Source organism: Ensifer sp. NM-2, assembly GCF_003024455.1.
Taxonomy (GTDB): Bacteria; Pseudomonadota; Alphaproteobacteria; order Rhizobiales; family Rhizobiaceae; genus Ensifer; species Ensifer canadensis.
Genome location: NZ_PVZR01000010.1, coordinates 207,405 through 231,933, shown reverse-complemented (window position 1 = coordinate 231,933; position 24,529 = coordinate 207,405). Strand labels below are relative to the sequence as shown.

Sequence of the window (24,529 nt, the reverse complement as noted above, 5' to 3'; positions counted from 1 at the left end):
GTTCAGGGCGCGTCGCCTCGCCATGCCGCGGCGAGCAGCGCGTGAATATCGGCCCGTGTCACTTCCCGCGGGTTCCAATAGGGGTTCGCTGTGGCGATCTCCGCGGCGCGGCCGATATCTTCCTCCCGAAAACCGATCTCCCTGAGGGCTGTCGGGGCGCCGATCTTGACCGCAAAACCGTGTATTGCCGCACCGGGGGAGGTTTCCCCGAAAATCGCACTGAGCGGCCGAAGTTCGTCGGCAGCGGCGGCCGCGTTGAAGGCGATTGCGTGGGGCAGAACGATCGCATGGGTCTCCGCATGCGGCAGGTCGAAGGCCCCCCCTAACACATGGCAGAGCTTGTGATGCAACGACATGCCGACTGTGCCAAGCACAGTGCCGCACAGCCAGGCGCCGTAGAGTGCATCGCTTCTGGCCGACAGATCCCGCGGCGCCATAGCGATGCCGCGGTAGGGCCTCAGCGAGGGCTCTCAGGCCTTCCGTCGCCATTAGCGAGGAAATCGGGTTACGATCGCGAGCGTAGAGTGCCTCGGCGGCGTGGGCCATGGCGTTTAGGCCGCTGGTCATCGTCATTGGGACCGGCAGGCTGAGCGTGAGTTCCGGATCATAGATCACCAGTTCCGGCAGAATCGACGCTGCACGTACCGTCTCCTTGCGCCCCGCCTGAGTCTGCCCAAGGATGGGTGTGACCTCCGAGCCGGCATAGGTTGTGGGTATGACGATCTGAGGCGTATCGAGGCGATAGGCGATCGCTTTGCCGAGCCCGGTAGTCGAGCCGCCGCCGAAAGCGACGGTGCAGTCCGCGTCGTTGTCGCGCATGGCCTTGAGCGCCTGTTCGGTGATCTCGACGGGCGTGTGCATGGTCGCCTGCGTGAACAATCCAGCGGCGCGATCCGCCAAAAGGTTGACGATGGCACCGGCATCGTTGGCTTGCTGTGGTGTGGAGAGCACGAGGGCACGCTTGCAGCCCAAGGCTTCAACAGCTTCTGCCACCCCCGCGCGGGCGCCGGCGCCGAACCTAATTCTTGCCGGGGACCCCTGATAGTCGAATTCCCTCATCGGTTCCTCCCTGAACGGGGCCGCGAAATCGCTTGCGGCTCCATCTCGAGGAAAACAGTAGCGACGGACGAAGGTGAATTCGAATAATGATATCTCCAGATAACATACCATTATGTTATGTTGTGAGCGGAACACGGAACTTGGGAGAATCTCTTCTTGCAGATTGATCCGCGCCATCTGCTACAGCTCTGGGCGATCGTCGATGCCGGCGGCATGTCCGAGGCGGCGGAAATGCTGGGAATGACGCAGCCCGGCTTGTCACGCACAGTCGCCTTTCTGGAAAAGCGGCTGGGTGAGCCATTGTTTCTGCGCAACCGCCGCCCGATGGAGCCGACTCCCTTGTGTCGGGATCTTGCCGATCTCGGTGCAGCGGTACGGCGCGCAACGGCGCGAGCGAGCGACGTGGCCCAGTCATTCAGGCGTGGCGAGCGTGGCGATATCAGGATCGGCGGCACGCCGTTTTTCATGGACGCGCTGGTCTCGGCGATGGTCGGCCAATTCCAGCGGACAAGGCCGAACGTTAGAATCGAGCAGGTCTATGGTTACACGACGAGCCTTGCCGAAAAGATCAGAGCTGGGCAGCTGGACCTCGCGATCTGTCCGGTCGAGGTCTTCGATGCAGATAGCGATCTGACCTTCGACCCGATCCTGACAGGGCGCAATGTGGTTGCCTGTCGCTCGGGACATCCGCTTCTTGCATCGGACAGGCTCCTGCCTGCCGACCTGCTGCGGTATCCCTGGATCGAGCCACCTGCCGGAAGTCCGCTGAGCGCCGATCTCAGAACTGCGCTAGTCAATCTGGGCGCCGAGCATGTGCGCATCAATTTCTCCGGCGCCTCGCTCGCCGGCATTCTCGCCCATCTCGCCCATTCTGACAGCCTCGCCGTGCTGCCCTTCGGCGTGGTCTTCGCTCGGCGGGAAACCGACAACATCACCGCGTTACCCATCCTGCCGAGCGGCGTGCCGCGCGCGCTTGGCTTCGTGCAATCAAAACTGATGCCGCCTGGGCCAGCAGCGCTGCAACTCAAGATGCACGTGCTCTCGGCTTTTGCCGGGCTGAAGCCCGAGATGGAGGCCTATGCGCAACGGTGCGGCGTTTCTGGCTAGGATAGCCACTGGTTCCGGCGGTCTAATGCTACGACAGACATTCGTAACAGACGGGCCAAGGGGCAGTGGTTCAATTCTACCCAAGGCGACCTTTACGTCGGATTGAGATTAGGCGTTCCACAGGCTGCAAGCACACGTCTCAAAAGTCCTTTTGACCCCGTCGTGTACGAGGAAGCGCAACATGGCGGCGCGAGTTCTTAAATCCCTGATCCGTCGAGCTCTCGCTCGTCTTCGCCTTCCCAGGGTGAGGGCATTGAGGTGCGATTGAGATTGGCCGAGGGCATCGGCATCCAGCACTTCAATTCGGGCTCGGCGTATTCGATGATGCGGCCGGGCGAGGAATCAGAGGCGCGCCAGCCTTCTGCACCGAACTGATCGCCATTCGACCAATATGCGAGGTCAACTTCTGCCGCCCCCTGTTCGGACGGGCGGATCGTAACGAGGATCCGACTGCCGTTTTTCGGCGCGCTTGCCATGTGGCGCCAGGGATCTGGCTCGGCCATCATTTTCCTCCTGTCTTGCTGCAGGTTGCAAGTGTCGCCTCGCCATCGGAAACGGTCAACTCAAACTTTGCACAACCCATCGTCTATCGATTGACTACCCGATCAGGATGGACGCTCCGAATTGAGGTGTACCATCGCTCCTCGGCTGGCATTTCGTAGCGTGGGTCCGCCGATGGCGCCGGCTGGAGGAGTGTCTACGACATTTTGAAGCAGGACGGCTGCACCATCAGCATCGTCCAGAACCCGACGATCTCGCCTGCCGATGACGTTGCCGCCGCCCGCACAAAGGCTGATGGCAAAGCGCGCCGGCTCAAAGTTCACCAACGTCATGTCCTTCGCACACTGGCGGCTCCGGTATCCGAACAACAGACAAATTCCAGGGGCGCAGGCATAATGAACGAACGCCAAAAACGAACGCGCCCGCTTGAAGCAAGCAGGCGCGTGACGGGACGTCCACCGCGGGTGGGCCGAGGGGTTGTAAAATCTCAGCTCCGCGGCTTCAGGTTCTCCGGGTCGTAGAGTGGCTTGTAGCCGACGCCGGCGACTTCGACGGGGTAGGTCTCGGCGAAGTATTCGACGTTCAGCTTGCGGCCGACCTGGCAGTGGGACCAAGGCAAATAGGCAAGCGCGATGTTCTTGCCGATCGTCGGGCCGTAGGCGATGGAGGTGGTATAGGAGCGGCGGCCGAGTTCGTCGACCAGCACCGCGCCGGTTTCCGGGTCCATGACCGGCAGGCTGCCGACCGGGTAGCGCTTCACGCCGTTTCTATCGGTATTCTCCGTGAGGATGAGCGTGCAGAGCATGGCCGGCTGGTGCTCACGTGCCTTGTATTCAAGATGTTTCGCCTTGCCGCGGAAGTCCACGTCCTTCACCTTCGGACGAGCCAGATCGGCCTCGATGAGGTTGTACTGTGTGAGAAGATCGGCATTCTGCAGGCGCAGGCTCTTTTCCAGACGGCGCGAGTTTGCATAGGTTTCGACGCCGAAGGCCATGACGCCGGTTGAGCGCAGTGCGTCCCAGACGGCGAGGCCGTCCTCATATTTCATGTGCAACTCCCAGCCCTGCTCGCCGACATAGGAGATGCGGAAGGCGGTGACCTTCCTGCCGGCGATTTCGATCGGTTTGATCGCAGCGAAAGCAAAGTTCTCGAGATCGAGGCCGGCCGGATCGGCAACCACCTTCTTCAGCGTTTCGCGGGCGTTGGAGCCCCAAATGCCGATGGTGATGAACTTCTCCGAAACGTCGGTGATGGTGACGTCAATGCCGCGATCTTCGGCGACGCGGCGCATGTACTGGAAGTCGCGCGGGCCGGCATCGGCGCCGTTCACGAGACGGCAGCGATCGGCCATGCGGAAGACGGTGAAGTCGGCCCGTACCATTCCTTCGTCATCGAGGAAATGGGTGTAGATGCCCTTGCCGATATTGCCGTCGCCGCCGATCTTGGCGGCGCAAAGCCACTCCAGCAACTCGACGTGGTCAGGGCCTTCGATGTCAACCATATGAAAGTGCGAGAGGTTGACGATACCGCAATCCTCGCTCATCGCCAGATGTTCGGCGTTGGACACGCGCCAGAAATGGCGGCTGTCCCACTCGTTCTGGCGCACTGGAACGCGGTTGCCGTATTTTTCTAGGAGGTGCTCGTTGGCGGCGTAGCCATGGGCGCGCTCCCAGCCACCGAGTTCCATGAAGTAGCCGCCGAGCTCTTTCTCGCGCTCGTAGAAGGGCGAGCGCTTGACGTTGCGGCCGCTGGCATAGGGCTCGCGCGTGTGCACGGCCGGATAGTAGATCTTCTGCGCCGCCTCGAAGCAGCGGCCCTCGATGAACTTCTCCTCCAGCTGGTGCGGGTAGAAGCGAGAATAGTCGATCGAGGCGTGGTCGATCTCAGTGCGCCCGTCCGTCATCCAGTCGGCGATCAGCTTGCCGTAGCCGGGACCGTCCTTCACCCAGATGGCGACGCAGTACCAGAGGCCGCGCACCTTCTGGCTCTCGCCGCAGGAGGGGCCGCCGGCGGCCGAGACCTGCAGCAGGCCGTTGAAGGAATGGCCTTCATTGTAGCCGAGTTCGCCGAGGATCGGCGTCAGTTCCATGGCGCGCTCGAGCGGCTCGATGATCTGCTCCATATCGAGGTCGCGCTGCGAGGGCGACAGGCGTGCCTCGTGCTTTTCGAGAATGTTGCGCGGATGGCAGAGGCGCGGGTTGGTGGTCTCGTAATAGCCCCACTCGATCTGGCCACCTTCGGTGGTCTTCGGATCGCCGGTGTCGCGCATATAGGCGGAGTTGCCCTGGTCGCGCAGGAGCGGGAAGCCGATTTCCTTGCCGGTGCCTTCGAATTCGTTATACGGGCCGAAGAAGGTGAGCGGATGGTCGACCGGCATCACCGGCAGATCCTCGCCGACCATTTCGGCGATCAGGCGGCCCCAGATGCCGGCGCAGACGACGACATGGTCGGCCATGATCGTGCCGCGATGGGTGACGACGCCCTTGATGCGGCCGTTCTCGACGATGAGCGACCTTGCCGGCGTGTTGCCGAAGATCTGGAGCTTTCCGGATTTCTCGGCCGCATCGACCAGTTTGCCAGCAACTGTCTGCGAGCGCGGGATGACGAGGCCGGCATCCGGGTCGAACATGCCGCCCATGACCTGATCTTCCTCGATCAGCGGGAACATCTTCTTGATTTCCGCGGGCGAGACATAGTGGGCGCGGGTGCCGAAGGCCTTGGCGGAGGAAAGCTTGCGCTTGATCTCTTCCATCCAGACATCGTCGCCGGTACGCGCGACTTCCAGGCCGCCAATGCGGGCGTAGTGACCCATCTTCTCGAAGAAGTCGATCGAATACTGCGTCGTCCAAACCGAAAGATAATCGTGGCTGGTCGTGTAGCAGAAGTCGGACGCGTGCGCCGTCGAGCCGATATCGGTCGGGATGCCGGACTTGTCGATGCCAACGATGTCGTCCCAACCGCGCTCGATCAGGTGATGCGCGATCGAGGCACCAACGATGCCACCCAGCCCGATGATTACGACCTTCGCCTTTTGAGGAAACTCTGCCATTGATTGCGACCCTGATTGAAACTGAAGCCGGATTTTAGGATTTGCGGCGCTGCGATTAGAGCCTGTCTACGACATAATTATCGTGCTGCACGACCAGAGCCTGCACTCTGCAAACAGGATTTCTCCATCACGACAGAGCCGTCGACAAGGGTGCATCTCCTCGAACTCGGGTTTTTTCTTATCACCGCGACGACGCAGGGCCGCTGCAGAGTGGATCGCACGTGGCGCTGGCAGCTTCATAAGTCACGAGCCCTTGACGTCGTTAGCTCTCGACGTCGTTCATTTTCTCCTGATGCGCGGAATGCGCGCCGAAAATTGCGGCATGGGGAGTGTTCTCCGCTGGGGGAAACGCCAAACTTTTCAGATAAATAAGCCGGCCGCGATAGATTGGTGTTGACAATACACAACAGTCTTTGGCAAATGTCATCGCCGGCCTCATCAGGTCGGCCGTCGCGGCATCCGAACTCGAAAGAGGTCCGGGTGCGCGCTCACGGAGCGTGCCTAGGAGCACGCTGGGAGCCGTGATTGCGCTTGCCTGCGAACGACAATGACGGAGGGCGCGCTTTGGAATTTCGGGTTGATCGCCAGTTGGCATTTTTGGCCGTCGTCAACGTTGCTGTGCTGGTAGCGGGCGGCGTGTTGGTCGGTGCCAGTTTCCTCGACATCTACAACCTGCAATCCATGGCGGGCCAAGTGCCCGAACTCGGCCTTCTTGCGCTGGGCGTTATGCTGGCGATGATCTCCGGCAATGGCGGTATCGATCTGTCCGGGATCGCGCTTGCGAACCTGTCGGGCGTCGTCGCCTATCTTCTGCTGCGCGACACGGTTTCGCCCGATGACGCGCCGCTGCTGTTCAGCTGGAGCTTTGCCGGCATAGCACTGCTCGTCGGCCTAGTTGGCGGAATGCTGAATGGGTTTCTGATTTCGAGCGCCGGCTTGACGCCGATCATCGCGACGCTTGGCACGCAGCTGTTCTTTACCGGCCTTGCGATCGCTTTCACCAACGGTTCGGCGCTGGGCCTCGGCTTCATCGAGCCGCTCGACGCCTTCGGTAACACACCGGTTCTGGGTGTGCCGCTGTGCTTTGCGCTCTTCTTACTGATTGCTCTCATCCTCGGCGGCGTGCTGCGCTACAGCCCGTTCGGCCTCAGGCTCCTGCTGCTCGGCAACAATGCCAAGGCCGCGCGCTATGCCGGCATTGCGGAAAAGCGCATCCTGTTTTTGACCTATACCGCCTGCGGCGTGCTTGCGTCGGTCGCCGGCATCGTGATCGCCGCGCGCACATCGAGCGTGAAGTGGGACTACGGCAATTCCTACGTGCTGATCGCCATTCTCATCGCCGTCATGGCGGGCGTTCGCCCTGAGGGCGGCTATGGCCGGGTGATCTGTGTCGTCCTGTCGGCGACGTCGCTGCAGATCCTGTCGAGCCTGTTCAACTTCATTGACATTTCCAACTTCTTCCGCGACCTCGCCTGGGGCGTGCTTCTGCTCGTCTTTCTCGCGACATCCGGCTTCGACGCCAAGGCCTGGTTCAAGGCATTGCGCGGCTGATCCAAGTTCCAGGGCCGGCGAGATGCCTTCGCACGCCGGTCGATCTGTCAAAATTCGAAGGTTCTTTGGGAGGAATGCATGCTTGCCATTCGTAAATTCGCTGCCTGCGCCGTCGCGCTTGGAGCAATGACTGCAACCACGGCCGCCATTGCCGAGGAAAACCCCAGCATCGTCACGGTGGTGAAGGTCACGGGCGAAAACTGGTTTACTCGCATGAACGAAGGCGTCGATGCCTATGGCAAGGAAAATCCCGGCGTATCCACCAGCCAGGTCGGACCGGGCAAGGCCGACGCAGCCCAGCAGGGCCGGCTGATCGAAGACCTGGTTGCCAAGAAGGTCGCCGCAATCGCCGTCGTGCCGATGGATGCTTCCGCCCTTGAAGGCGTGTTGAAGCGCGCCGCCCAGCGCGGCATCAAGGTCATCACCCATGAAGCCGATAATATGAAGAACACGCTCGTCGACATCGAAGCCTTCGACAACAAGGTCTTTGGCGCGCGCTTCAACGAGAAGATCGCCGAATGCATGGGCAAGTCCGGCAAGTGGACCTCCTTCGTCGGCTCGCTCGGCAGCCTGACCCATGTGCAGTGGGCCGATGGCGGTTCGGAAAACGCCCAGAAATACCCCGAGATGGAACTGGTCTCCGAGAAGAACGAATCCTTCAACGATGCCAACCGCGCCTATGAAAAGGCGCGCGAAATCCTGCGCAAGTACCCCGACATCAAGGGCTTCCAGGGCGGTTCGGCCATCGACGTCATCGGCATCGGCCGTGCCGTCGAGGAAGCCGGCCTGCAGGACAAGACCTGCGTATTCGGCATCGGCCTGCCCAAGGACACCGGCTCCTACCTCGAATCGGGCGCTGTCGACGGCATCAGCTTCTGGGATCCGAAGGATGCCGGCTACGTCATGAACAAGGTCGCCGACATGGTGCTGAAGGACGAGGAACTGAAGGACGGCATGGACCTCGGCGTTGCCGGCTACGAAAAGGTCACCGTCAAGAAGGGTGCCGGCGACGGCGTGATCGTGGTCGGCCAGGCATGGGTCGACGTCGACAAGTCGAACTACGCCAAGTACCCGTTCTGATTGGGTCGAGATGATGGCGATGCCGGGCCCGACAATGGGCCCGGCGTTGCGCGTCGAGTGCCGCTACAGCGTCGCGCGTCGAATGTGATGCGCCAGAGACACTGTAACGCTTTAGACCTGCTGCAATCGTCTCCTGGATCTATGGCGATCCAAGGAAACGTGCAGCAGGCCCGTTCTTTTTGGTCAGGACAGTGCCATGCAGCTCAAGCACGAAGCCGGCGCGCCGCATCCCGGCGGCGAAACCTCGAAAGCCGCAATTCCCTATCTGGAAATTCGCGATGTCCAGAAACGCTTCGGCGGCGTTCGCGCGCTGAAGGGGGTCAGCTTTTCGATCGAGCCCGGACAGATCTACCATCTCATGGGCGAGAATGGCTGCGGCAAGAGTACGCTCATCAAGATCATTTCCGGCGCGCAGCCGGCCGATGCCGGCGAACTGCTGATCGATGGCAAGCCCGTGGGCCATCTCACACCGGTTGCCGCGCTCGCGGCCGGGATCGAGACCGTCTATCAGGACTTTTCTCTGCTGCCCAACCTGTCCGTCGCCGAAAATGTCGGCCTGACGCAGCAACTGGTCGCAGCCTCCGGCAAGCTTGCCCAGCGGCTTGATCTCGGACGAATGCGCCAGACGGCGGAACGGGCGCTCGCGGCCGTGAACCTGCCGACGACCCGCGCCTTTCTTTCGACCCGCACGGACGAGCTGCCGATGGCCACGCGTCAGCTCATTGCCATTGCGCGCGCCATTGCTTCCGATGCGCGCCTCGTCATCATGGACGAGCCGACGACGGCACTGACGAAGCACGAAGTCGATAATCTCATCTGCATAGTCAACCGACTGCGCGCCAAGGGCGTCGCAGTGCTGTTCGTCACCCACAAGCTCGACGAGTGCAAGTCGATCGGCGGGCGCGCCGTCATCATGCGCGACGGCCAGAAGGTCGCCGAATGCGACATCGCCGATCACACCAAGGCCGAACTCGGCTTCTGGATGACGGGCAAGGTGCTGGACGAGGCGCGCTATCGTTCGGCGCCGAAGTTCGGCGAGGATCTGCTTGTCGTCGACGCGCTGTCGCTGAAGGATACCTTCGCCAATGTTTCCTTCTCCATGCGCCGCGGCGAGATCGTCGGTATCACCGGGCTTCTGGATTCCGGCCGCAACGAGCTGGCCCGGGCGATTGCCGGCGTCGCTCCAGCCGATACCGGACGCATCCGCCTCAATGGAAAGGATGTGACGCCCCGCAAGCCCGCCGACGCCATTGATGCCGGCATCGGCTACGTCCCCGAGGATCGCCTTTCGGAAGGTCTCTTTCTCGAGAAGCCGATCGAAGAGAACATTGTCGTGCCGGTGCTCGATCGCCTGCGCGGCGCCTTCGGCATCCTGGACGGCCGCCGCAGCCGCGCGCTGGCGAAGCGCTCGGTCGAAGACCTGCAGGTGGTCACGCCGGATGTCGCCAACCCGGTGCAGTCGCTGTCGGGCGGCAACCAGCAGCGCGTGCTTATCGGCCGCTGGCTGACCATCAATCCGAAGCTTCTGGTCCTGCACGGGCCGACCGTCGGCGTCGATGTCGGATCCAAGGACACGATCTACCGGATCATCCAGCGTCTCGCGGACGAAGGCATGGGCGTCATCATCATCAGCGACGACCTGCTCGAACTTCTGCAGAACTGCGACCGGATCATGGTGATGCGCAAAGGCGAAGTGGTGGAAACCTTTCAGGCCGAGGCGCTGGAGGAAGAGGCGCTTTACCGCGCCCTTGTAGAAGAGACGACCGTGAGGACCCCGCAATGACCGATACGACATTCAATGGGGCCACCCCAGCTGGCAACGACAAGGTTTCGCTTGGCTCCGCCTGGCGCTGGCTGCTGCGTCATCCGCCGGTCGTGACCTTTGCGCTGATCGTGCTCGTCTGCCTGGTGGTCGGCTCGATCAATACGGACTTCTGGCAGGTGTCGAACCTGTTCGACATCCTGCGCGCTTCCGTCGTGCGCGGGCTGTTCGCGCTCGGGGTCCTGGTGGTGCTGGCGTCCGGCGGCATCGACGTTTCCTTCACCGCCATTGCCGCCTTCGTCATGTATACGGTGACGATGCTGGTCACGAACCTGCTGCCGGGGTTGCCGATGCCGGTGATTTTGCTGGTCGCTGCCGCCGGCGGCGCCTGCTTCGGAGCGCTCAACGGCGTGCTCGTCCACGCGCTGCGCGCGCCGTCGCTGATTGTGACGATCGGAACGCAATACGTCATTCGCAGCTTCCTGCTGACCTTTGTCGGCACTGCCCTGTTCATGAACATTCCGGGCTCGATGGAGGCGTTCGGCAAACTCGCGCTTTTCACCCATCAAAGCGCCAACGGCTCCATCTCGGTGCTGCCGGCCTTCGTGCTTGTGCTCGCTGTTGCGGCCGCGGTGACCTGGTGGATCCTAGAGCGTACTTTGATGGGCCGGGCGGTTTATGCGGTCGGCGGCAATCCCGGCATCGCCGAACGCCTCGGCTTCAATCTGCGCACCGTGCATATCTTCGTCTTTGCCTATGCGGGCCTGCTGGCCGGTATTGCCGGGATCATGCATGTGGCGAGCAACCGGCTTGCCAATCCGTTCGACCTTGCCGGAACCGAGCTTGAGATCATCGCCGCGGTCGTTCTCGGCGGTGCGCGCATCACCGGCGGTTCGGGTAGCGTGATCGGCACGTTGCTCGGCGTGGTGCTGATCACGCTTGTCAGCAACGTCCTCATTCTCGTCGGCATTCCGAGCACGTGGCAGCTCGCCATTATCGGCGTCTTCATCGTTCTTGCCGGCACCGTCTTCTCGCTTCGTGCAAAAGACTAACGGGCTTCGGCCGTCGTCCAGCGGGTCAAGGACTGCTATCCGCGGTCACCAATTCAGTAGGGAAGGTTGAGTGCATGGCGCACGACGTATCTGTAATCGGACTTTACATTCTAGATATTCTCGGCCGACCGGTGGACCGGATCCCGTCCGGCGGCAACGTCGAATTCATCGACGAGATCCGCTTGACCGTTGCGGGCACTGCCGGCGGTACGGTCGTCGACCTTGCCAAACTCGGGCTGAACTGCCTCGCGGTCGGTGCGGTCGGTGACGATGAGAAGGCGGACTTCGTGCTCGCCACGCTCGACCGCTTCGGTGTCGACCGGTCGGAGATGCAGCGCATTGCCGGCGTGCCGACATCCGCGAGCATTCTCAACATCCGCCGCAATGGCGAACGGCCAGCTTTGCACGTACGCGGCGCCTCCGGACATTTCGAGATCCCCGCGGATGCGCGCGAGCGGGTGCTGGCGCCGCCGATCGTCCATCTCGGCGGCACTGGGCTGCTCGATCGCCTCGACGGCGAACCCAGCCGCGTTTTGCTCGAGGAAGCCAAGCGCTTCGGCAGAACCACGACCTTCGACCTCCTGGGCGCGAACGACAACACGCTGTCGCTGATCCGGCCGCTTTTCCCCTTTATCGACTATTTCATGCCTTCAGTGGAGGAGGCGATGCTGATTTCCGGCCAGAAGACCGCCGAGGATGCCGGCCGTTTCTTTGCCGATCTCGGCGTCAAGCACTGCATCTTTACGCTCGGCGGCGACGGCGTCTGCTTCCTCGATGCCGACGGTAAGAGCCTGCGCCTCCCGGCATTCGAGATCGACGTGGTTGACACCACCGGCTGCGGCGACGCCTTCAATGCCGGCTTCATTGCCGGGCTTCATCATCGCATGGAGACGGAAACCGCCTTGAAGTTCGCCCAGGCATCCGCCGCGCTCGTGGCGACGGGTCTCGGCTCTGACGCCGGGATCACCTCTTTCGAGGCGACCTGGGACTTCATGAACAATGCCCGCGTGAAGGCCAACTGACGCCAGTCGTGGCTGCTGCCCGATCCTGTATCGGGCAGCAGGACGGCTATTGCAGCAGCATCTCTGCCGTCGCGATGTCAGTGACAAGATGGGTTGCGTAGCCGCCCTTCAACGTCGCCCTGATGGCCGTCAGCTTGCTGGCGCCCCCGGCAACGCACAGGCGCCGCGGCACCTGGCTTAACTCGTTGAGTTCGATGCCGACCATGCGGTTGTCGAGATCACCGCGCACCGGCCGGCCTTCCGCGTCGATGAAGCGGCAGATCAGCACCCCGACCGCTCCTCCGGCCTGGTAGGCGTCGATGTCTTCCTGCCCGGTGATATTGGCCGAGCGGATCAGCGTCTCGGGGCCGATGTCGCCGACACCGAAGAGGATGATGTTGGAGGAATGAATGAGCTCGAACTGCTTGACCAGCACCTGTTCGGCCAGAAGCGCCTGCTTCAAGGCGGGTGTCGACAGCAGGGCCGGCGCAAGCAGGTTGATGCAGCGGGCGTGGATGCGGCGCGACATCAAGGATGTGCAGAATTCAGGCGCGAAATCCGGATTGGCGATCGAGCTTCCGGAGACCTGCACCACCGTCAATCCCTCTACCGGCTCGGGAAGCGAGATGCTGTCGGCCACGGCCAGCACCGTCCGGCCCCAGGCGACGCCGATCGTGTCGCCTGGCTGAACCATATCGGCAAGCAGGCGAGCACCGGCCTCGCCAAGCCGTTGCACCAGGTCGCTGTTGTCGAGGGCGGGAATGACCAGCGCACCCTCCAGGCTGAACTTGTCCTTCAGACGCCGTGCGATACCAGTCCGGGAGCCGACTTCCGTGTTCAGGCGAATGTTGACCAGGCCACGCTCGCGCGCTTCCTGCAGGTAGTTGACGATCGTTGCCCTGGATACACCGAGCATCTTGGCGATTTCGCTCTGGGTGAGCTGGTCGACATAATAGAGCCAGGCAGCCCAGACGACGCCGTCGTCGAACTCCGCAGGCAAGACTATGCCTTCGCCGACTGCCCGGTTTCCCCGCGCCGTATCCATCATCGTCTGCTCCCCTGGATTGTCATGGCTTCTCCTGAAGCGGAAAAAGTGTCCGCCGTCAAACAAATTTGCCATGCGTGTTGACACATGACACAGCATGGTGGCAATTGTCTCGACGAAGGTTTTGGGAGACGCCGAGATGGAATGCTCGACTATAGGCGCGTGCCAGTGGGTTGGAAACGAACCAATCGGCAAAGCGCGGCTTGGTGTCTTTCCCGCCCCCACAAATCGGCTGCAGCTCGCTCTCGACGTCGACCGCAATCCCGAGGCCATGCAGCCTTGGCGTGATGGCGCAGACGCAGGTTGCCGCCTGCAGCCAACCGACGGATAGCGTCGCCGTTTTGTCCTCACGGCGTGCGGGGAACGGTCGTCCGTTCGGCGCGCAGGCCGAGCAAGGGCTGCTGACGACAGGACTTGATTTTCAAACCCCATGGAAAACGCTGCCAAGCGCGGGAAGACAGGAGCCTTTTATGAAATCCAGATGGTCAGAAACCGAATTCGCCCGTGTCGTCGACACCTACGTCAACGCCGGCGTCAACCGGGACCTAGCGATCCGCACCTACACGACACGGCTTCTGGGTTCGGATTCCGAACTAGTACTGCATGGCGGCGGCAACACCTCCGTCAAGACCACGTTTACCGAGATGGACGGTTCCGAGGTTGCCGTTCTGTGCGTGAAAGGCAGCGGCTGGGACATGGGCACGATCGAACCGGCGGGCCTGCCTGCCGTCAGGCTGGAGCCGCTTCAGGCCATGGTCAAATTCCCGACGCTCAGCGACGACGACATGGTGATGCTGCAGCGCCGGCTGCTGCTTGATCCTGCAGCGCCGAACCCTTCGGTGGAAGCGATCCTGCACGCCAACCTGCCGTTTCGGCATATCGACCACACCCATGCCAATGCGATCGTGTCGCTGACCAATCAGCCGCATGGCGAGGATCTGGTGCGCGAACTGTTCCCCGATTCCATCATCGTTCCCTACGTGATGCCGGGCTTCGATCTCGCCAAGGCCTGCGACGAGGCGTTCCGCGCCAATCCGGGCGCCGACGGCATGATCCTGCTGAAGCATGGCATTTTCACCTGGTCGGAAGATCCGCGTGAATCCTATGAGAAGATGATCGCCACCATCGACAAGGCCGAGCGCCGCATCGCCCGCGGCAACCCGCGTCCGTTCATGGTCGTCCAGCCGGCGGCCCCGCTTGCCACGGCAGCTCAGATCGCCCCGGTTCTGCGCGGCGCCATCGCGATAGACAGCGGCATCGAGGGCTGCCCGCGCCGCTTCGTGCTGGAACATCGCTCCGGCCCTGATGTCCTCGATTTCTGCAATGCCGAGAATGTTGCCGATCTGGTTCACCGCGGCAATGCGACCCCTGAGCACGTCATCCACATCAAGCGCTTTGGCGTGGCGCTGCCCGCCCCCGTTGCCGGCGACATGGCCGGCTGGGCCGACAAGGTGCGCGCAGCCGTCGCCACCTACAAGGACGAGTATCGCGCCTATTTCGAGCGCAACAATGCGCGCGTCGGTGGGATCAAGCGCATGCTCGATCCGATGCCGCGTGTCTTCTATGTTGCCGGTGTCGGCCTGTTTGCCGCCGGCCCGACAAAGAAGGCCGCCCGTGTCGGCGCCGACGTTGCCGAGGCGACGATTGCCGTGATCCGCAATGCCGAAGGCATCGAGAGCTTCGAGGCATTGTCGGAAGAGGACCTATTCGACATCGAGTACTGGTCGCTCGAGCAGGTTAAGCTGACGAAGCAGGCGGAGAAGCCGCTGAGCCGGCAGGTCGCGGTGATCACCGGTGGTGCGGGTGGCCTCGGGCTGGCGATTGCCGAGGCTCTGCACGCCGAAGGCGCCGAGATCGCGCTCTTGGACCTTGCCGAGGATGCCTTGCAGAAGGAAGTGGCAAGGCTTGGTGGTGTCGGCCTCGTCTGCGATGTGACGAAGCCCGAGGCGGTCGACGCGGCGCTCGCCGATGTGGCCCGGCATTTCGGTGGCATCGATATCGTCATCTCGAACGCCGGTGCGGCCTTCCAGGGCGCCCTGCTCGATGTTTCGGAGGAGGTCTTCCAGAAGGCTTTCGCGCTGAACTTCTGGGGGCACCACTATATTGCCCGCAGCGCGGTCCGGATCATGAAAGCCCAGAGAACTGGCGGTGCACTGGTCTTCAATGTCTCGAAGCAGGCGGTCAATCCCGGCCCCGACTTCGGCCCTTACGGAACGTCGAAGGCGGCGCTGATGGCATTGATGCGCCAATATGCCGTCGAACATGGCGCCGACGGCATTACCTCGAACGCGGTCAACGCCGACCGCATTCGCACCGGCCTGATGACCGACCAAATGATCGAGGAGCGCAGCCAGGCGCGGAGTATTTCGCCGGAAAGCTACATGCGCGGCAACCTGGTTCGACGTGAGGTAACGGCACGGGACGTCGCGGCCGCCTTCGTCCACCTCGCCAAGGCGCGCACCAGCACAGGCGCGGTGCTCACGGTCGACGGCGGCAATGTCGGGGCGATGATGCGCTGAGTTTAAAGCGTCCGTTATTCCGCCAAGTCCGAAGTAGCTCGGCCCCGGTCAGTCCAACTTGACCGGGGTTGGGCATATCCGTCCTTCAGGGCAGTCGCTCCCATTGGCTGTTCCCGCCGATCCATCTGCCGGCCGCCGCAGTTCCCTGGGGCACAACGATCCATGCGCGGCTTGCAGGGGTGGAGTGAAGTCTTAGCGCTGCTATCTGCGGGGGTGATCGACTATATATCCCTCATCGAAGTGAACGAAGCGCCAAGGACTGGCAGCTAGGCTTCGAAAGCCCACGGAAAGGGGATCATCATGAACGTAGCACGCTCTTTCAACAACTGGCTCAAGTACCGGCAGACGGTCTCCGAACTGGGCCGCATGTCCACGCGCGAACTGCGCGACCTCGGCATCGACCGCGCCGACATCCCGAGCATTGCCCGCAATGCCTTCGGCCGCTAACCGCGCCTGAGACCATCAAAGATTTCATGAAGCGCCCGCTCGGAAACGAGCGGGCGCTTTCTATTTCTGACGCTGCTCGTTCGGTCCGGACACTGTCGCTGAGCGCCGCGCTTCGAGCCCCGGAGCCATTCGGCAGGTCGGCGCTTGCGTCCCATATTTTCCTCGGACTGGATGCGTTGAGGGCCTGCGACGCTTGGCGCGTCGACGCGGCAATTTCGATCGGCTAGATCAATGCCGCATGCGCGGAGGCATGGTGGCTCGGCCGCCGCAGAAAACCGTGCCCGCTTCCAACTCGACCAAGCCTTAGATTGAGGCATGCCCGAGCCCGACAGCTCGCGCCGTTGACTCGAGGCGACCCAAGCCCGTCGCACCGGCAAAGGATCTTCATGACCGCGCTCATACAACACGGTTCTGCTCTGTTTCGTGACTATTCACTGGAGATTACCGGCAAGGATATCTGGCAAATCGAAGCTGCGAAATCCGAGATTCCTGCCGGCACGCCAATCAATATCGCCTACCTCGGCAACGAGAGCCACGCGCAACGCATCGAGGCGGCCGCGCGTATCCGGCAATGGGGCTTCGAGCCTGTCCCCATCATTTCGTCCCGGCGGCTGAGATCGGTGCAGGATCGGGACGAATTGCTCACGGGCCTGATCAGCGCAGCGCGTCCTGCCCGGTTCATGTTCGTGGGTGGCGATCCGTCGTCGCCAACCGGTCCCTATAAGGACTCGCTCGATCTAATTGCCGGCGGCATCGTCGCGGACCATGGCATCGTCAACGTCGGGATCGCCGGCTACCCGGAAGGCCATCCGAAGATTGACCAGGCGCGCCTGTGGGAGGCCCTTGGCCAGAAGACCGAGCTTCTGAAGGCCCGCGGCTGCAGCGTCGAGATCACCACCCAATTCGGCTTCGATGCGGATGCGGTCGTCGACTGGATCGCGCAGGTCAGGGCGCGTGGCATCGATGCGCCGATCCGCATCGGCGTGCCTGGACCTGCGGATGTGAAGCGATTGCTGCGGTTTGCGGCGCAATTCGGTGTGGCTTCGTCCGCGGCGATCGTCGGGAAATACGGGTTCTCGCTGGCCAACCTCGTCAACAAGGTGGGGCCGGATCGTTTCATGAGCCGGCTTGCAGGCGGCATGGCGGGCCGCGATCTCGGCACGGTCATGCTGCATCTCTACCCCTTCGGCGGCATTGCCGACACGGTCGCCTGGGCTGCGCGCGCCGCTGGCCGGCAAACGAATGAAAGCGTCGGTGCGCTCGACAGGCCCCGATATTATTGATCGGGCGGAAAACACGTCAACCAAGCGGTGCGAATGCCGTCGCCTTGATCTCGACCAGCCCACCGTCCGGATTGAGGTCGGCCACGGCAAGCTCGACCGCGGCGGGGTAGGGGATAGCAAAGAACTCGTCCCGCACCGCGGCGATCGCGGCCAGTTGCCCCGCCGTGTCCAATGCCAGGCGGTCACTTCCGAACACATGAAACATCTGGAGTTCGACGACGTCATCGAGGCGCGCCTCGCACGCAGCCAGCAATTGCTCGATCAACGTGAAGACACGGCGCAGTTCGCGACGAAATCCTTCGGCGTCCATCGGTTCGGTGTCGCCGTTTGCGGCAACAATGCCGGACAGGTAGACGAAATCACCGGCACGGCGCGCGGGCGCGTAATGAAACTGATCCACATCCGACTGGAGTTCGGCCGGTATCACGACCTTTCCGGTCCGGGTGGGCACAGCGTTGACGGTCGTTCCGATGGGCTGCATCATATTCTTTCTCAAGGTGTTGAGACTTCTTGATCGGCAGCCGGTATTCCCTGCAGTGCGGCGAGGGATGGACCGACGAGGGCTTCGAGCTCCTGTCGGGTCGCGCCATCGCGGGCCTGCATGGAAATGGCTTGCATCATGGCACCGTAATAGGTCGCCAGTGTCGGTATGTCGGTGGTTTGCGGGAGGTCGCCGTCGGCCACGCCGCGCTCCAGCCTTGCGTGTACGCGCTCCACCGTTTCTTTCCTTATGCCTTTGAGCAGGTCGTAGAGTGGCCCGGTTTCTGGCTGGCAATTCATCACGCCGAGAATCAACAGGCAGCCGTTCGATTGCGGTGCCCTAAGCGCGACCTCGATACTGGCGAGAAGCATCGCGCGTATCGCCTGTCGCGCCGTTTCACCCTCATCGAGTGCGCGCATCGGGCCCGATCCTGCTGTCGCGGCATAGAGGCTGACCGCCTCGCGAAACGCGGCTTCCTTCGACCCGAACGCGGGGTAGAAGCTCGGCGGCGTGATGCCGATTGCCGCCGTCAGGTCGTTGAGCTGGGCGGCCTCGTAACCCTTCGCCCAAAACACCTCCGTGATTTTTTGAAGCGCAAGATCGCGGTCGAAACCACGTGGCCGTCCCCTGGTCGCCATGAGCACTCCTTTCTGTAGTGAAGTTTATATAAATAGCAAAAATATCTCCCGCAACCCTGACCGCAGAAATATGTAGTGATAATTATAGAAAGCATTCGCCGGTAGCGAACACCGCTGATCGCCAACCAATTGCTTCTCCGATGCAGACGGATGCCGGGCGGCACTAGAAATGGATTCCACTCAGCCTTACGCGCAAGGAACAGCGCCTCCATATTTGTTCAGCTATGGACAATATCCGGGGCTTGACTACAGTCCCTCGAATAAACGGTTGCGGATCGGCGATGCCGGTCGTTGTTGGGCAATAAGGGCGAGCCAGTCTCGCTGATAACGAGGGACGGGCATGAGGCAGAGCAGTACTTTGAGCGCGCGAAACAACGCATCGATCTATGCGCTGTTTGCCGTTTGCGCGGTTCTCGCCATCATCGGCAGTCTCTTGGCCGGCGGCGATCAATCCGGCTGGCGGTGGTTGCATTACGTCACCAAGCCGACGGCAACGATACTTTTGCTCATTGCTGTTCTACGCAACATCGGCCCGCCATCGCGGGCCTATGGGCTGGCGATTGTCGCCGGGCTCGCCTTTGCGGCGGCAGGCGACTTCTTTCTGATGTTGCCGGGCGACTATTTCCTCGCCGGCCTCGTCTGCTTTCTCCTGACCCACTGCGCCTATATCTGGGCGCTGACCCGCGATAGCCGCTTTGCCGCCGACAAGGGGATATTCGCGATCTTCGCAGGGATCGGTTTGATCGTCATTACCGGATTGTGGTCGTCCTTGCCGCCCGGTATGCGCCTTCCCGTTGTCATCTATGCGCTGGCGCTGGCAGCAATGGCCGCACAGGCAATTTCCCGTGATCGACAGCTGGCGGTTGGAGCGCCGCAGAAATCCGCCGCGCGGTCGGCAGCCCTCGGCGGCCTGTTCTTCATGGTCAGCGACACGCTGCTTGCCTATGGGCGGTTCCGCTGGAACATTCCCTATAATGCCGTCTGGGTGCTGGGTACCTACTACACGGCGCAATGGCTGTTCGCGCGCTCGACTAAAGGCAATGCGCATGCAAGATAACCATCCGTTTCAGCTGCAGCCCAGCTTCGAGCGGCTGCGTGCCGCCTGGCTCGAACAGCGTCCGTCCTACGAGCAGCGCCGGGACGATCTGAAGCGTCTGCGCCGTCTTTTCCGCGAGCGCCTGGATGAGATGTCGAAGGCGGTCAGCGCCGATTTCGGCCATCGCTCAGTTCACGAGACGCTGCTCGGCGAAGGCAGCGTGGTTCTTTCGGAGATCGATCACACGCTGGCCAGGCTCAAGGCCTGGATGAAGCCCGAACGCCGGGCGGCCGGATGGAAGCTCTGGCCGGCAAAGGCAGAAATTCGGTTCGTTCCGCTTGGTGTCGTCGGGATCATTTCGCCGTGGAACTACCCGGTCAATCTGGCGCTCGCGCCTCTGGTCGCGGCGATCGGTGCCGGCAATCATGTGCTTCTCAAGCCGTCCGAACATACGCCGCGCACGTCGGAGTTTTTGCGCACGCTCATCGCCGATGTTTTCCCAGACACGCGCGCGACGGTGGTGCTCGGCGGTGCTGATCTCTCGGCGGCCTTTTCCGCCCTGCCGTTCGACCATCTGTTCTTCACCGGCTCCACCGCCGTTGGCCGTAAGGTGATGGCGGCTGCCGCTCAAAATTTGACCCCGGTCACGCTGGAGCTCGGCGGCAAATCACCCGCCATCGTCGGGGAGACGGCGGATTTGCCGCGTGCTGCGAACCGCATCGCCACCGGCAAGTTCTTCAATGCCGGCCAAACCTGCATCGCGCCGGACTATGTCCTTGTTCATGAGAGCAAACGCGATGCTTTCGTCACCCTGCTGAAGCAGCAGATGGGCGAGCGCTACGGTGCCGGCAACGGTTATGAGGACTACACGTCGATCATCAACGAAGCCCAGCATGACCGCCTCGCCACTCTGGTAAACGATGCGCGCGCGCGCGGATACGAACTGGTTTCGCTGCTGGACATGAAACAGATGCCACCGTCGCGGGTGCGAATGCTCGAGCCCACCGTAGTGCTCGATCCGGACCAAGACAGCGCGGTTATGCGCGAGGAGATCTTCGGGCCGATCCTGCCGGTCATCGGCTATCGCACCCCGGCCGAGGCGATCGGCTATGTGCTCGGTCGCGATCGGCCGCTGGCGCTTTATTGCTTCAGCGCAGATGCGGCCGAGATCGAAGCGATCCTCGCCCGCATCGTTGCCGGTGGCGTTTGCGTCAACGATACGCTCTACCAGTTTGCCTGCAACGACATGCCTTTCGGCGGTGTCGGGGCGAGCGGCATGGGCCACTACCACGGCAGGGAAGGCTTCCTGACCTTTTCCAAGTCGATGTCGGTGCTCAGAAAATACGATCCGGCGCCGAGCGATTTGATCTCGCCGCCGTACAAGGGGCTGACGGACAAACTCGTCCGTTTCATCACCTGGATCCCCGGGCGCTGAATGTTTCGGCTGCCCGGGATCACGCCTGGAAAGCGGGCGTGATCGTGCAGTTCGTATTGCAGCCGGTGGTGTATCGTCCTCATATAGGTGATGCCGCCTGTGGCGCCCACGCCGTAGACGCCGCCGGGCGGCCCCGCGCAGAACATCGCAAGGCGAAACTGCAGCCAGTCGGGTTGTTGGGCGAAACCGAGTGAAAGCTGTCAGTCTGTCATCGAAGTCTCTGGAGGAAAGGCAATCGGCAGGTGATGATTGTCGCATGACCGATTCTGTTGCGAGCACCCCTTCATGACCAGTCCCTCCGGGCACCCACTCAATCCGCTGCATCTCCTGGCCGCCTTTGGTACCGGCGGGCTCTTGACCCTCATGGTTCACTTCAACGGCGAACTGGGACGCTACGGCAACGCGTTGTTCTCGTCCTGGGCGGCGCATGGCACGGGGACTGTGGCGGCGCTTGTGATGCTCGCCATGCTTTATCCCTGGCGCAACCGGAATGCCGGGACGAAACCGCATGCGCCGCTCTGGGCCTATCTTGGCGGGATTTCCGGCGGCGTGACCGTCATGTTGACCTCTTTTGCCGTGAACTCACCGCTTGCACTATCCGGGACTCTTGCCTTGGGGCTGGCGGGCCAGGTGGTATTCAGCATCGCTGCGGATCGCTGGGGGCTGTTCGGCCTGCCGATGCGCCGCCCGGATCGCCGCGATCTGGCAGCCATGGCACTGATCGTTGCCGGCAGCGCCCTTATCATCCTGTTCGGCAGAGGCAGCGCATGACCTTGCCGATCCTTCTCGCCTGTCTCGCCGGTGTGCTTGTTGGTGTCAGCCGGCAGGTCAATGGCCGGCTCAGTCTCTCGACGTCACCGCTGATCGCATCGTTCTGGAACCATGTCGTCGGCTTCGTCGCGTTGAGCATTCTTGGGCTGTCGGTCGGCGGGCTGATCCCGGCGGGCGCTGCGGACGCGCCTTGGCACGCCTATCTCGGTGGTTCGATCGGTGTGGTCTTCGTTGCCGCCGGCAGCTGGCTCATCGCGCGCATCGGTGCCGTCAATACCGCCCTGCTGGTGATCGGCGGGCAGATGGTCTCGGGCGTGGCGCTCGATCTGTTGCGGGGAACATCCGCAACCTTCCTTGCAAGCGCCCTTGGCGTGGTTCTGATCCTGGCAGGCATGGCGCTGACTCAACGACGCCGCTAATCGCCGAATTGCGCAGGCAAGCGCCATAGCCGTAATAGGCGGCCTCTGACATCACTCGCTCTGATAGATACTGGCGACAGGCGCCTTGCCGATCATGCCTTGCGCAGGCCCTCGTTCGATCCCGCGCAAGGCAATGGGTCTTAGGCCCGCCGACAGGAATGGTGCCACTGCTTTCGTGGCCTCAATAAGGCGTCCAGACGCGTCGGGAGCGGGCACATCGCGGGCTGCCGGTTGATCCCCAACTTATTGCTCAAGCTGTGGACAGCCTCCGTCCGCATGGAAAAAGCGACGCTGAGCGAAAAAAGCGTCATTCGGGTGTCACGGGCGGCCACTGCCGATCGTCATCAAGGTATCGCGCTTGAGCGTGCAGGCCCAACCCATGGTGATATCGAAATGACTCAACCAACCTCGCTTCTTCTGATCAAAGCCGTACTGCTCTCCGGGCTCGCGCTCTGGCTTGCCGTTATCGTCCTCAACAACGTCGTCGCATTTCGCAATGGCGTCTTTGCGGTTGGTATGCTGATGGGCATGCAGCTCTTCGATCAGGAACCGCCCATCCGTACACCGCTGTTGTCGCGCCGTGTAACGAACGCTGTGTGGCATCGTATGGTCTTCAGCTTCGTTCTGGTGATGGAGGTGGCAACCATGATGCTTTTGGCGGCGGCCGCCATCATGCTTATCGGCACATTCTTCGGACTATCGGACGGTGCCGCCGCGATGATATGGGCGAACCTCGCTCTCGCAGCCTTCATCGCTCTCAGCCTGATCATGCTGCTCGGCGGTGCCTGGTTTGCCTACTATGTCCGTCAGGAGACCATGCAGATCACCCATTTCATCCTGATTGGGCTCGGGGTGGCCGGCACCCTGTTGGTGAACATGCCGATGCAATAGAGTAGCGCCTGACCCTGCGGTTGACGGAAGGGTCAACCTCAGGCTCTGCCTGCTATCGCCACCGCGCGTTGCTTTGGAAGGACACGCCGACAAGGACTCCGATGGCAAAGCCGATCAGTCCCGCCGTACTGACGACCGTCGTCGCGGTGCCCGGGTTGTCCTTTGCCGCTTCGACAACGCTTTGTCCCTGTGCACGCACAACACGTGCGGCCGAGCTCACCCGTCCTCTTGCGTCCTCCGCCAGATCGGCGGCACTGCCTGCAGCCTCGCCAGCGCGTGCGGAGATCGATCGTGTCAGATCGGCAACCTGTGCCCGCAGCTCGGAAATCTGGTCTTCGACGGATCGCTGAATGTCATTTGCCATTTTTTGCACCTCGTTTGTTCTACAGCGACCTTTGCGCGTCTTATTAGACGCGCAAAGGTCGCTGTAGCACTTTGAATGGCTGCCTGTTTTTATCCTTAAATCGAATAGGATTTAAGGAAACATGCAGCAGCAAGGTACCAACGACGACGGCCGGCTTAAGTTCCGCATGGGATCGTAACCGGGGGCAACCGCCGATGCCATATCTGAGTATGCGTTGAGTTCTAGCGCGGCTTGAGCGTCTTGCTCATATTGGTGCCGGTGACCCGAAACCCTGTTGCCTCATAGACATGCCGGGCGCGGCTGTTGTCTTCGGCGACGCGCAATTTGATCTGGTCGAACCCGTTTGCCAAGAGCTCGGCCTCAAGTGCTTCGATCGCGAGCTTTCCAAGGCCTTTTCCCTGGTGGGTGGGCAGAATATGGAAATCGCTGATGAAGGCTGAGCGGCCCTTCGCGTCCGGTCGATACCAGAGATAGCCGACATGCTCGGCGCTTTCGCTGTCGATCAGACACAGCAGGACGTTGCCTGGCGTGCCGACGCCTTGCGGCAGGTCCTCGGCGATTTCACCGGTTGCCTGGGCGAGGGCGTCTGCGTCGGGGAGCCCGTAGTTGGCGGCGATCTCCGTGGCATAGTCGGGGATGAAATAGGCGAGATATCCAGCATACTCGCTCTCAAGCATAGGTCTGAATGAGATCATGGCTCTTTCGCATGTCAGCGGCGCCGCCATTCCGACGGCTCATGCCGCGGAAAATTCGTGAACGGCCACGTGGTCTCGTGGCAGCGAGGTAGACGTCAATCGCCCGCCCGACCCCACCCTAAAACTGATGGCGATCGCGTTCCCGGGTCTTCTGCCAGACAAAGGCAGTCGAGCGCAACCGATCTGTTCGGATTTTGATGAGACCGAGGGATCCCAAAACAAAAAAGGCCGGCAATGCCGACCTTTTCCCGTTCGCTGCTTTACCCTGCCAGTACATCCGTGGTCAGCGGTTTAGCGCAAACTCTGACCGGAACACATCCGTCTCACCGAGACTGTCTATGCT

The 24,529-nt window shown here is 61.9% G+C and carries 21 protein-coding genes and 1 pseudogene; 14 read left to right on the top strand and 8 right to left on the bottom strand.

Features of this window, described 5'->3' with window-relative positions:
* Positions 1–2: 2 nt before the first annotated feature.
* Positions 3–1,059: pseudogene (locus C6558_RS20865) on the bottom strand (maleylacetate reductase).
* 156 nt (positions 1,060–1,215) lie between these two features.
* On the opposite strand from C6558_RS20865, the gene C6558_RS20860 reads away from it, so the two are divergent.
* Positions 1,216–2,166 (top strand): LysR family transcriptional regulator, encoded by a 951-nt coding sequence (locus C6558_RS20860; protein WP_084815043.1) that lies wholly within the window; start codon positions 1,216–1,218, stop codon positions 2,164–2,166.
* A 197-nt stretch (positions 2,167–2,363) separates the two neighbouring features.
* On the opposite strand, the gene C6558_RS20855 is transcribed toward C6558_RS20860, so the two are convergent.
* Together C6558_RS20855 and C6558_RS20845 are read right to left on the bottom strand one after the other, a co-directional pair.
* Positions 2,364–2,669 carry a hypothetical protein gene (locus tag C6558_RS20855; RefSeq protein WP_025428240.1) on the bottom strand — a complete coding sequence of 102 codons (306 nt, stop codon included), beginning with the start codon at positions 2,667–2,669 and terminating at the stop codon, positions 2,364–2,366.
* 485 nt (positions 2,670–3,154) lie between these two features.
* Positions 3,155–5,716, bottom strand: coding sequence for an FAD-dependent oxidoreductase (locus C6558_RS20845; RefSeq protein WP_084815042.1), 2,562 nt, complete (start codon positions 5,714–5,716; stop codon positions 3,155–3,157).
* 564 nt (positions 5,717–6,280) lie between these two features.
* On the opposite strand from C6558_RS20845, the gene C6558_RS20840 reads away from it, so the two are divergent.
* The 5 genes from C6558_RS20840 (at position 6,281) to C6558_RS20820 (ending at position 12,183) form a co-directional block, all read left to right on the top strand.
* A complete protein-coding gene (locus C6558_RS20840; RefSeq protein WP_084815041.1) occupies positions 6,281–7,267 on the top strand; it encodes an ABC transporter permease in 987 nt (328 codons plus the stop codon).
* Positions 7,268–7,345: 78 nt separating this feature from the next.
* Complete coding sequence (locus C6558_RS20835; protein WP_057225080.1) at positions 7,346–8,347, top strand: substrate-binding domain-containing protein; 1,002 nt, start codon at positions 7,346–7,348, stop codon at positions 8,345–8,347.
* A gap of 196 nt (positions 8,348–8,543) precedes the next feature.
* Entirely contained in the window at positions 8,544–10,130 is a 1,587-nt protein-coding gene (locus tag C6558_RS20830) for a sugar ABC transporter ATP-binding protein (RefSeq protein WP_082571838.1), read from the top strand.
* Positions 10,127–11,161 (top strand): ABC transporter permease, encoded by a 1,035-nt coding sequence (locus C6558_RS20825; RefSeq protein WP_057225078.1) that lies wholly within the window; start codon positions 10,127–10,129, stop codon positions 11,159–11,161. The genes C6558_RS20830 and C6558_RS20825 overlap by 4 nt, the downstream gene beginning before the upstream one ends.
* 74 nt (positions 11,162–11,235) lie before the next feature.
* A complete protein-coding gene (locus tag C6558_RS20820; RefSeq protein WP_025428246.1) occupies positions 11,236–12,183 on the top strand; it encodes a carbohydrate kinase family protein in 948 nt (315 codons plus the stop codon).
* 46 nt (positions 12,184–12,229) lie between these two features.
* Here the strand turns inward: C6558_RS20820 and C6558_RS20815 are convergent, their stop codons facing one another.
* The gene (locus C6558_RS20815; protein ID WP_225906433.1) at positions 12,230–13,210 is read right to left on the bottom strand and encodes a sugar-binding transcriptional regulator; all 981 of its coding nucleotides are present in this window, start codon (positions 13,208–13,210) and stop codon (positions 12,230–12,232) included.
* A gap of 467 nt (positions 13,211–13,677) precedes the next feature.
* Between C6558_RS20815 and C6558_RS20810 the strand changes: the two genes are divergently transcribed.
* The 3 genes from C6558_RS20810 to C6558_RS20795 all read left to right on the top strand — a co-directional run bounded on the left by C6558_RS20810 (position 13,678) and on the right by C6558_RS20795 (position 17,456).
* On the top strand, positions 13,678–15,726 hold the full coding sequence (locus tag C6558_RS20810) for a bifunctional aldolase/short-chain dehydrogenase (protein WP_107027652.1): 2,049 nt from the start codon (positions 13,678–13,680) through the stop codon (positions 15,724–15,726).
* 300 nt (positions 15,727–16,026) lie between these two features.
* Positions 16,027–16,173 carry a DUF1127 domain-containing protein gene (locus C6558_RS20805; protein ID WP_067698903.1) on the top strand — a complete coding sequence of 49 codons (147 nt, stop codon included), beginning with the start codon at positions 16,027–16,029 and terminating at the stop codon, positions 16,171–16,173.
* A gap of 386 nt (positions 16,174–16,559) precedes the next feature.
* Positions 16,560–17,456: a methylenetetrahydrofolate reductase gene (locus C6558_RS20795; RefSeq protein WP_063991850.1), complete on the top strand. Its 897-nt coding sequence runs from the start codon at positions 16,560–16,562 to the stop codon at positions 17,454–17,456.
* 16 nt (positions 17,457–17,472) lie between these two features.
* Here the strand turns inward: C6558_RS20795 and C6558_RS20790 are convergent, their stop codons facing one another.
* Together C6558_RS20790 and C6558_RS20785 are read right to left on the bottom strand one after the other, a co-directional pair.
* Entirely contained in the window at positions 17,473–17,940 is a 468-nt protein-coding gene (locus C6558_RS20790) for a Rid family hydrolase (RefSeq protein WP_107027651.1), read from the bottom strand.
* An 8-nt stretch (positions 17,941–17,948) separates the two neighbouring features.
* Positions 17,949–18,575 carry a TetR/AcrR family transcriptional regulator gene (locus C6558_RS20785; protein WP_057225068.1) on the bottom strand — a complete coding sequence of 209 codons (627 nt, stop codon included), beginning with the start codon at positions 18,573–18,575 and terminating at the stop codon, positions 17,949–17,951.
* A 340-nt stretch (positions 18,576–18,915) separates the two neighbouring features.
* On the opposite strand from C6558_RS20785, the gene C6558_RS20780 reads away from it, so the two are divergent.
* The 5 genes from C6558_RS20780 to C6558_RS20760 all read left to right on the top strand — a co-directional run bounded on the left by C6558_RS20780 (position 18,916) and on the right by C6558_RS20760 (position 23,127).
* Positions 18,916–19,632: a lysoplasmalogenase gene (locus C6558_RS20780; protein WP_057225067.1), complete on the top strand. Its 717-nt coding sequence runs from the start codon at positions 18,916–18,918 to the stop codon at positions 19,630–19,632.
* Positions 19,616–21,046, top strand: coding sequence for a coniferyl aldehyde dehydrogenase (locus tag C6558_RS20775; RefSeq protein ID WP_371412280.1), 1,431 nt, complete (start codon positions 19,616–19,618; stop codon positions 21,044–21,046). The genes C6558_RS20780 and C6558_RS20775 overlap by 17 nt, the downstream gene beginning before the upstream one ends.
* A gap of 285 nt (positions 21,047–21,331) precedes the next feature.
* Entirely contained in the window at positions 21,332–21,817 is a 486-nt protein-coding gene (locus C6558_RS20770) for a DMT family transporter (protein WP_057207383.1), read from the top strand.
* Positions 21,814–22,236: a DMT family transporter gene (locus tag C6558_RS20765; protein WP_038577720.1), complete on the top strand. Its 423-nt coding sequence runs from the start codon at positions 21,814–21,816 to the stop codon at positions 22,234–22,236. The genes C6558_RS20770 and C6558_RS20765 overlap by 4 nt, the downstream gene beginning before the upstream one ends.
* 393 nt (positions 22,237–22,629) lie before the next feature.
* Positions 22,630–23,127 carry a DUF2165 family protein gene (locus tag C6558_RS20760; RefSeq protein WP_063963267.1) on the top strand — a complete coding sequence of 166 codons (498 nt, stop codon included), beginning with the start codon at positions 22,630–22,632 and terminating at the stop codon, positions 23,125–23,127.
* Positions 23,128–23,179: 52 nt separating this feature from the next.
* Here C6558_RS20760 and C6558_RS20755 read toward each other — a convergent pair whose 3' ends face one another.
* Positions 23,180–23,491: a hypothetical protein gene (locus C6558_RS20755; RefSeq protein WP_057207381.1), complete on the bottom strand. Its 312-nt coding sequence runs from the start codon at positions 23,489–23,491 to the stop codon at positions 23,180–23,182.
* A gap of 221 nt (positions 23,492–23,712) precedes the next feature.
* Positions 23,713–24,186: an N-acetyltransferase gene (locus tag C6558_RS20750; RefSeq protein ID WP_057214676.1), complete on the bottom strand. Its 474-nt coding sequence runs from the start codon at positions 24,184–24,186 to the stop codon at positions 23,713–23,715.
* Positions 24,187–24,529: the final 343 nt, after the last annotated feature.

Excerpts from the sequence above, each read along its gene's own strand:
- C6558_RS20855 (WP_025428240.1), bottom strand. The coding sequence starts at position 2,669 with ATGGCCGAGCCAGATCCCTGGCGCCACATGGCAAGCGCGCCGAAAAAC.
- C6558_RS20845 (WP_084815042.1), bottom strand. The coding sequence starts at position 5,716 with ATGGCAGAGTTTCCTCAAAAGGCGAAGGTCGTAATCATCGGGCTGGGT.
- C6558_RS20835 (WP_057225080.1), top strand. The coding sequence starts at position 7,346 with ATGCTTGCCATTCGTAAATTCGCTGCCTGCGCCGTCGCGCTTGGAGCA.
- C6558_RS20830 (WP_082571838.1), top strand. The coding sequence starts at position 8,544 with ATGCAGCTCAAGCACGAAGCCGGCGCGCCGCATCCCGGCGGCGAAACC.
- C6558_RS20825 (WP_057225078.1), top strand. The coding sequence starts at position 10,127 with ATGACCGATACGACATTCAATGGGGCCACCCCAGCTGGCAACGACAAG.
- C6558_RS20820 (WP_025428246.1), top strand. The coding sequence starts at position 11,236 with ATGGCGCACGACGTATCTGTAATCGGACTTTACATTCTAGATATTCTC.
- C6558_RS20815 (WP_225906433.1), bottom strand. The coding sequence starts at position 13,210 with ATGATGGATACGGCGCGGGGAAACCGGGCAGTCGGCGAAGGCATAGTC.
- C6558_RS20810 (WP_107027652.1), top strand. The coding sequence starts at position 13,678 with ATGAAATCCAGATGGTCAGAAACCGAATTCGCCCGTGTCGTCGACACC.
- C6558_RS20805 (WP_067698903.1), top strand. The coding sequence starts at position 16,027 with ATGAACGTAGCACGCTCTTTCAACAACTGGCTCAAGTACCGGCAGACG.
- C6558_RS20795 (WP_063991850.1), top strand. The coding sequence starts at position 16,560 with ATGACCGCGCTCATACAACACGGTTCTGCTCTGTTTCGTGACTATTCA.
- C6558_RS20790 (WP_107027651.1), bottom strand. The coding sequence starts at position 17,940 with ATGATGCAGCCCATCGGAACGACCGTCAACGCTGTGCCCACCCGGACC.
- C6558_RS20785 (WP_057225068.1), bottom strand. The coding sequence starts at position 18,575 with ATGGCGACCAGGGGACGGCCACGTGGTTTCGACCGCGATCTTGCGCTT.
- C6558_RS20780 (WP_057225067.1), top strand. The coding sequence starts at position 18,916 with ATGAGGCAGAGCAGTACTTTGAGCGCGCGAAACAACGCATCGATCTAT.
- C6558_RS20775 (WP_371412280.1), top strand. The coding sequence starts at position 19,616 with ATGCGCATGCAAGATAACCATCCGTTTCAGCTGCAGCCCAGCTTCGAG.
- C6558_RS20770 (WP_057207383.1), top strand. The coding sequence starts at position 21,332 with ATGACCAGTCCCTCCGGGCACCCACTCAATCCGCTGCATCTCCTGGCC.
- C6558_RS20765 (WP_038577720.1), top strand. The coding sequence starts at position 21,814 with ATGACCTTGCCGATCCTTCTCGCCTGTCTCGCCGGTGTGCTTGTTGGT.
- C6558_RS20760 (WP_063963267.1), top strand. The coding sequence starts at position 22,630 with ATGACTCAACCAACCTCGCTTCTTCTGATCAAAGCCGTACTGCTCTCC.
- C6558_RS20755 (WP_057207381.1), bottom strand. The coding sequence starts at position 23,491 with ATGGCAAATGACATTCAGCGATCCGTCGAAGACCAGATTTCCGAGCTG.
- C6558_RS20750 (WP_057214676.1), bottom strand. The coding sequence starts at position 24,186 with ATGATCTCATTCAGACCTATGCTTGAGAGCGAGTATGCTGGATATCTC.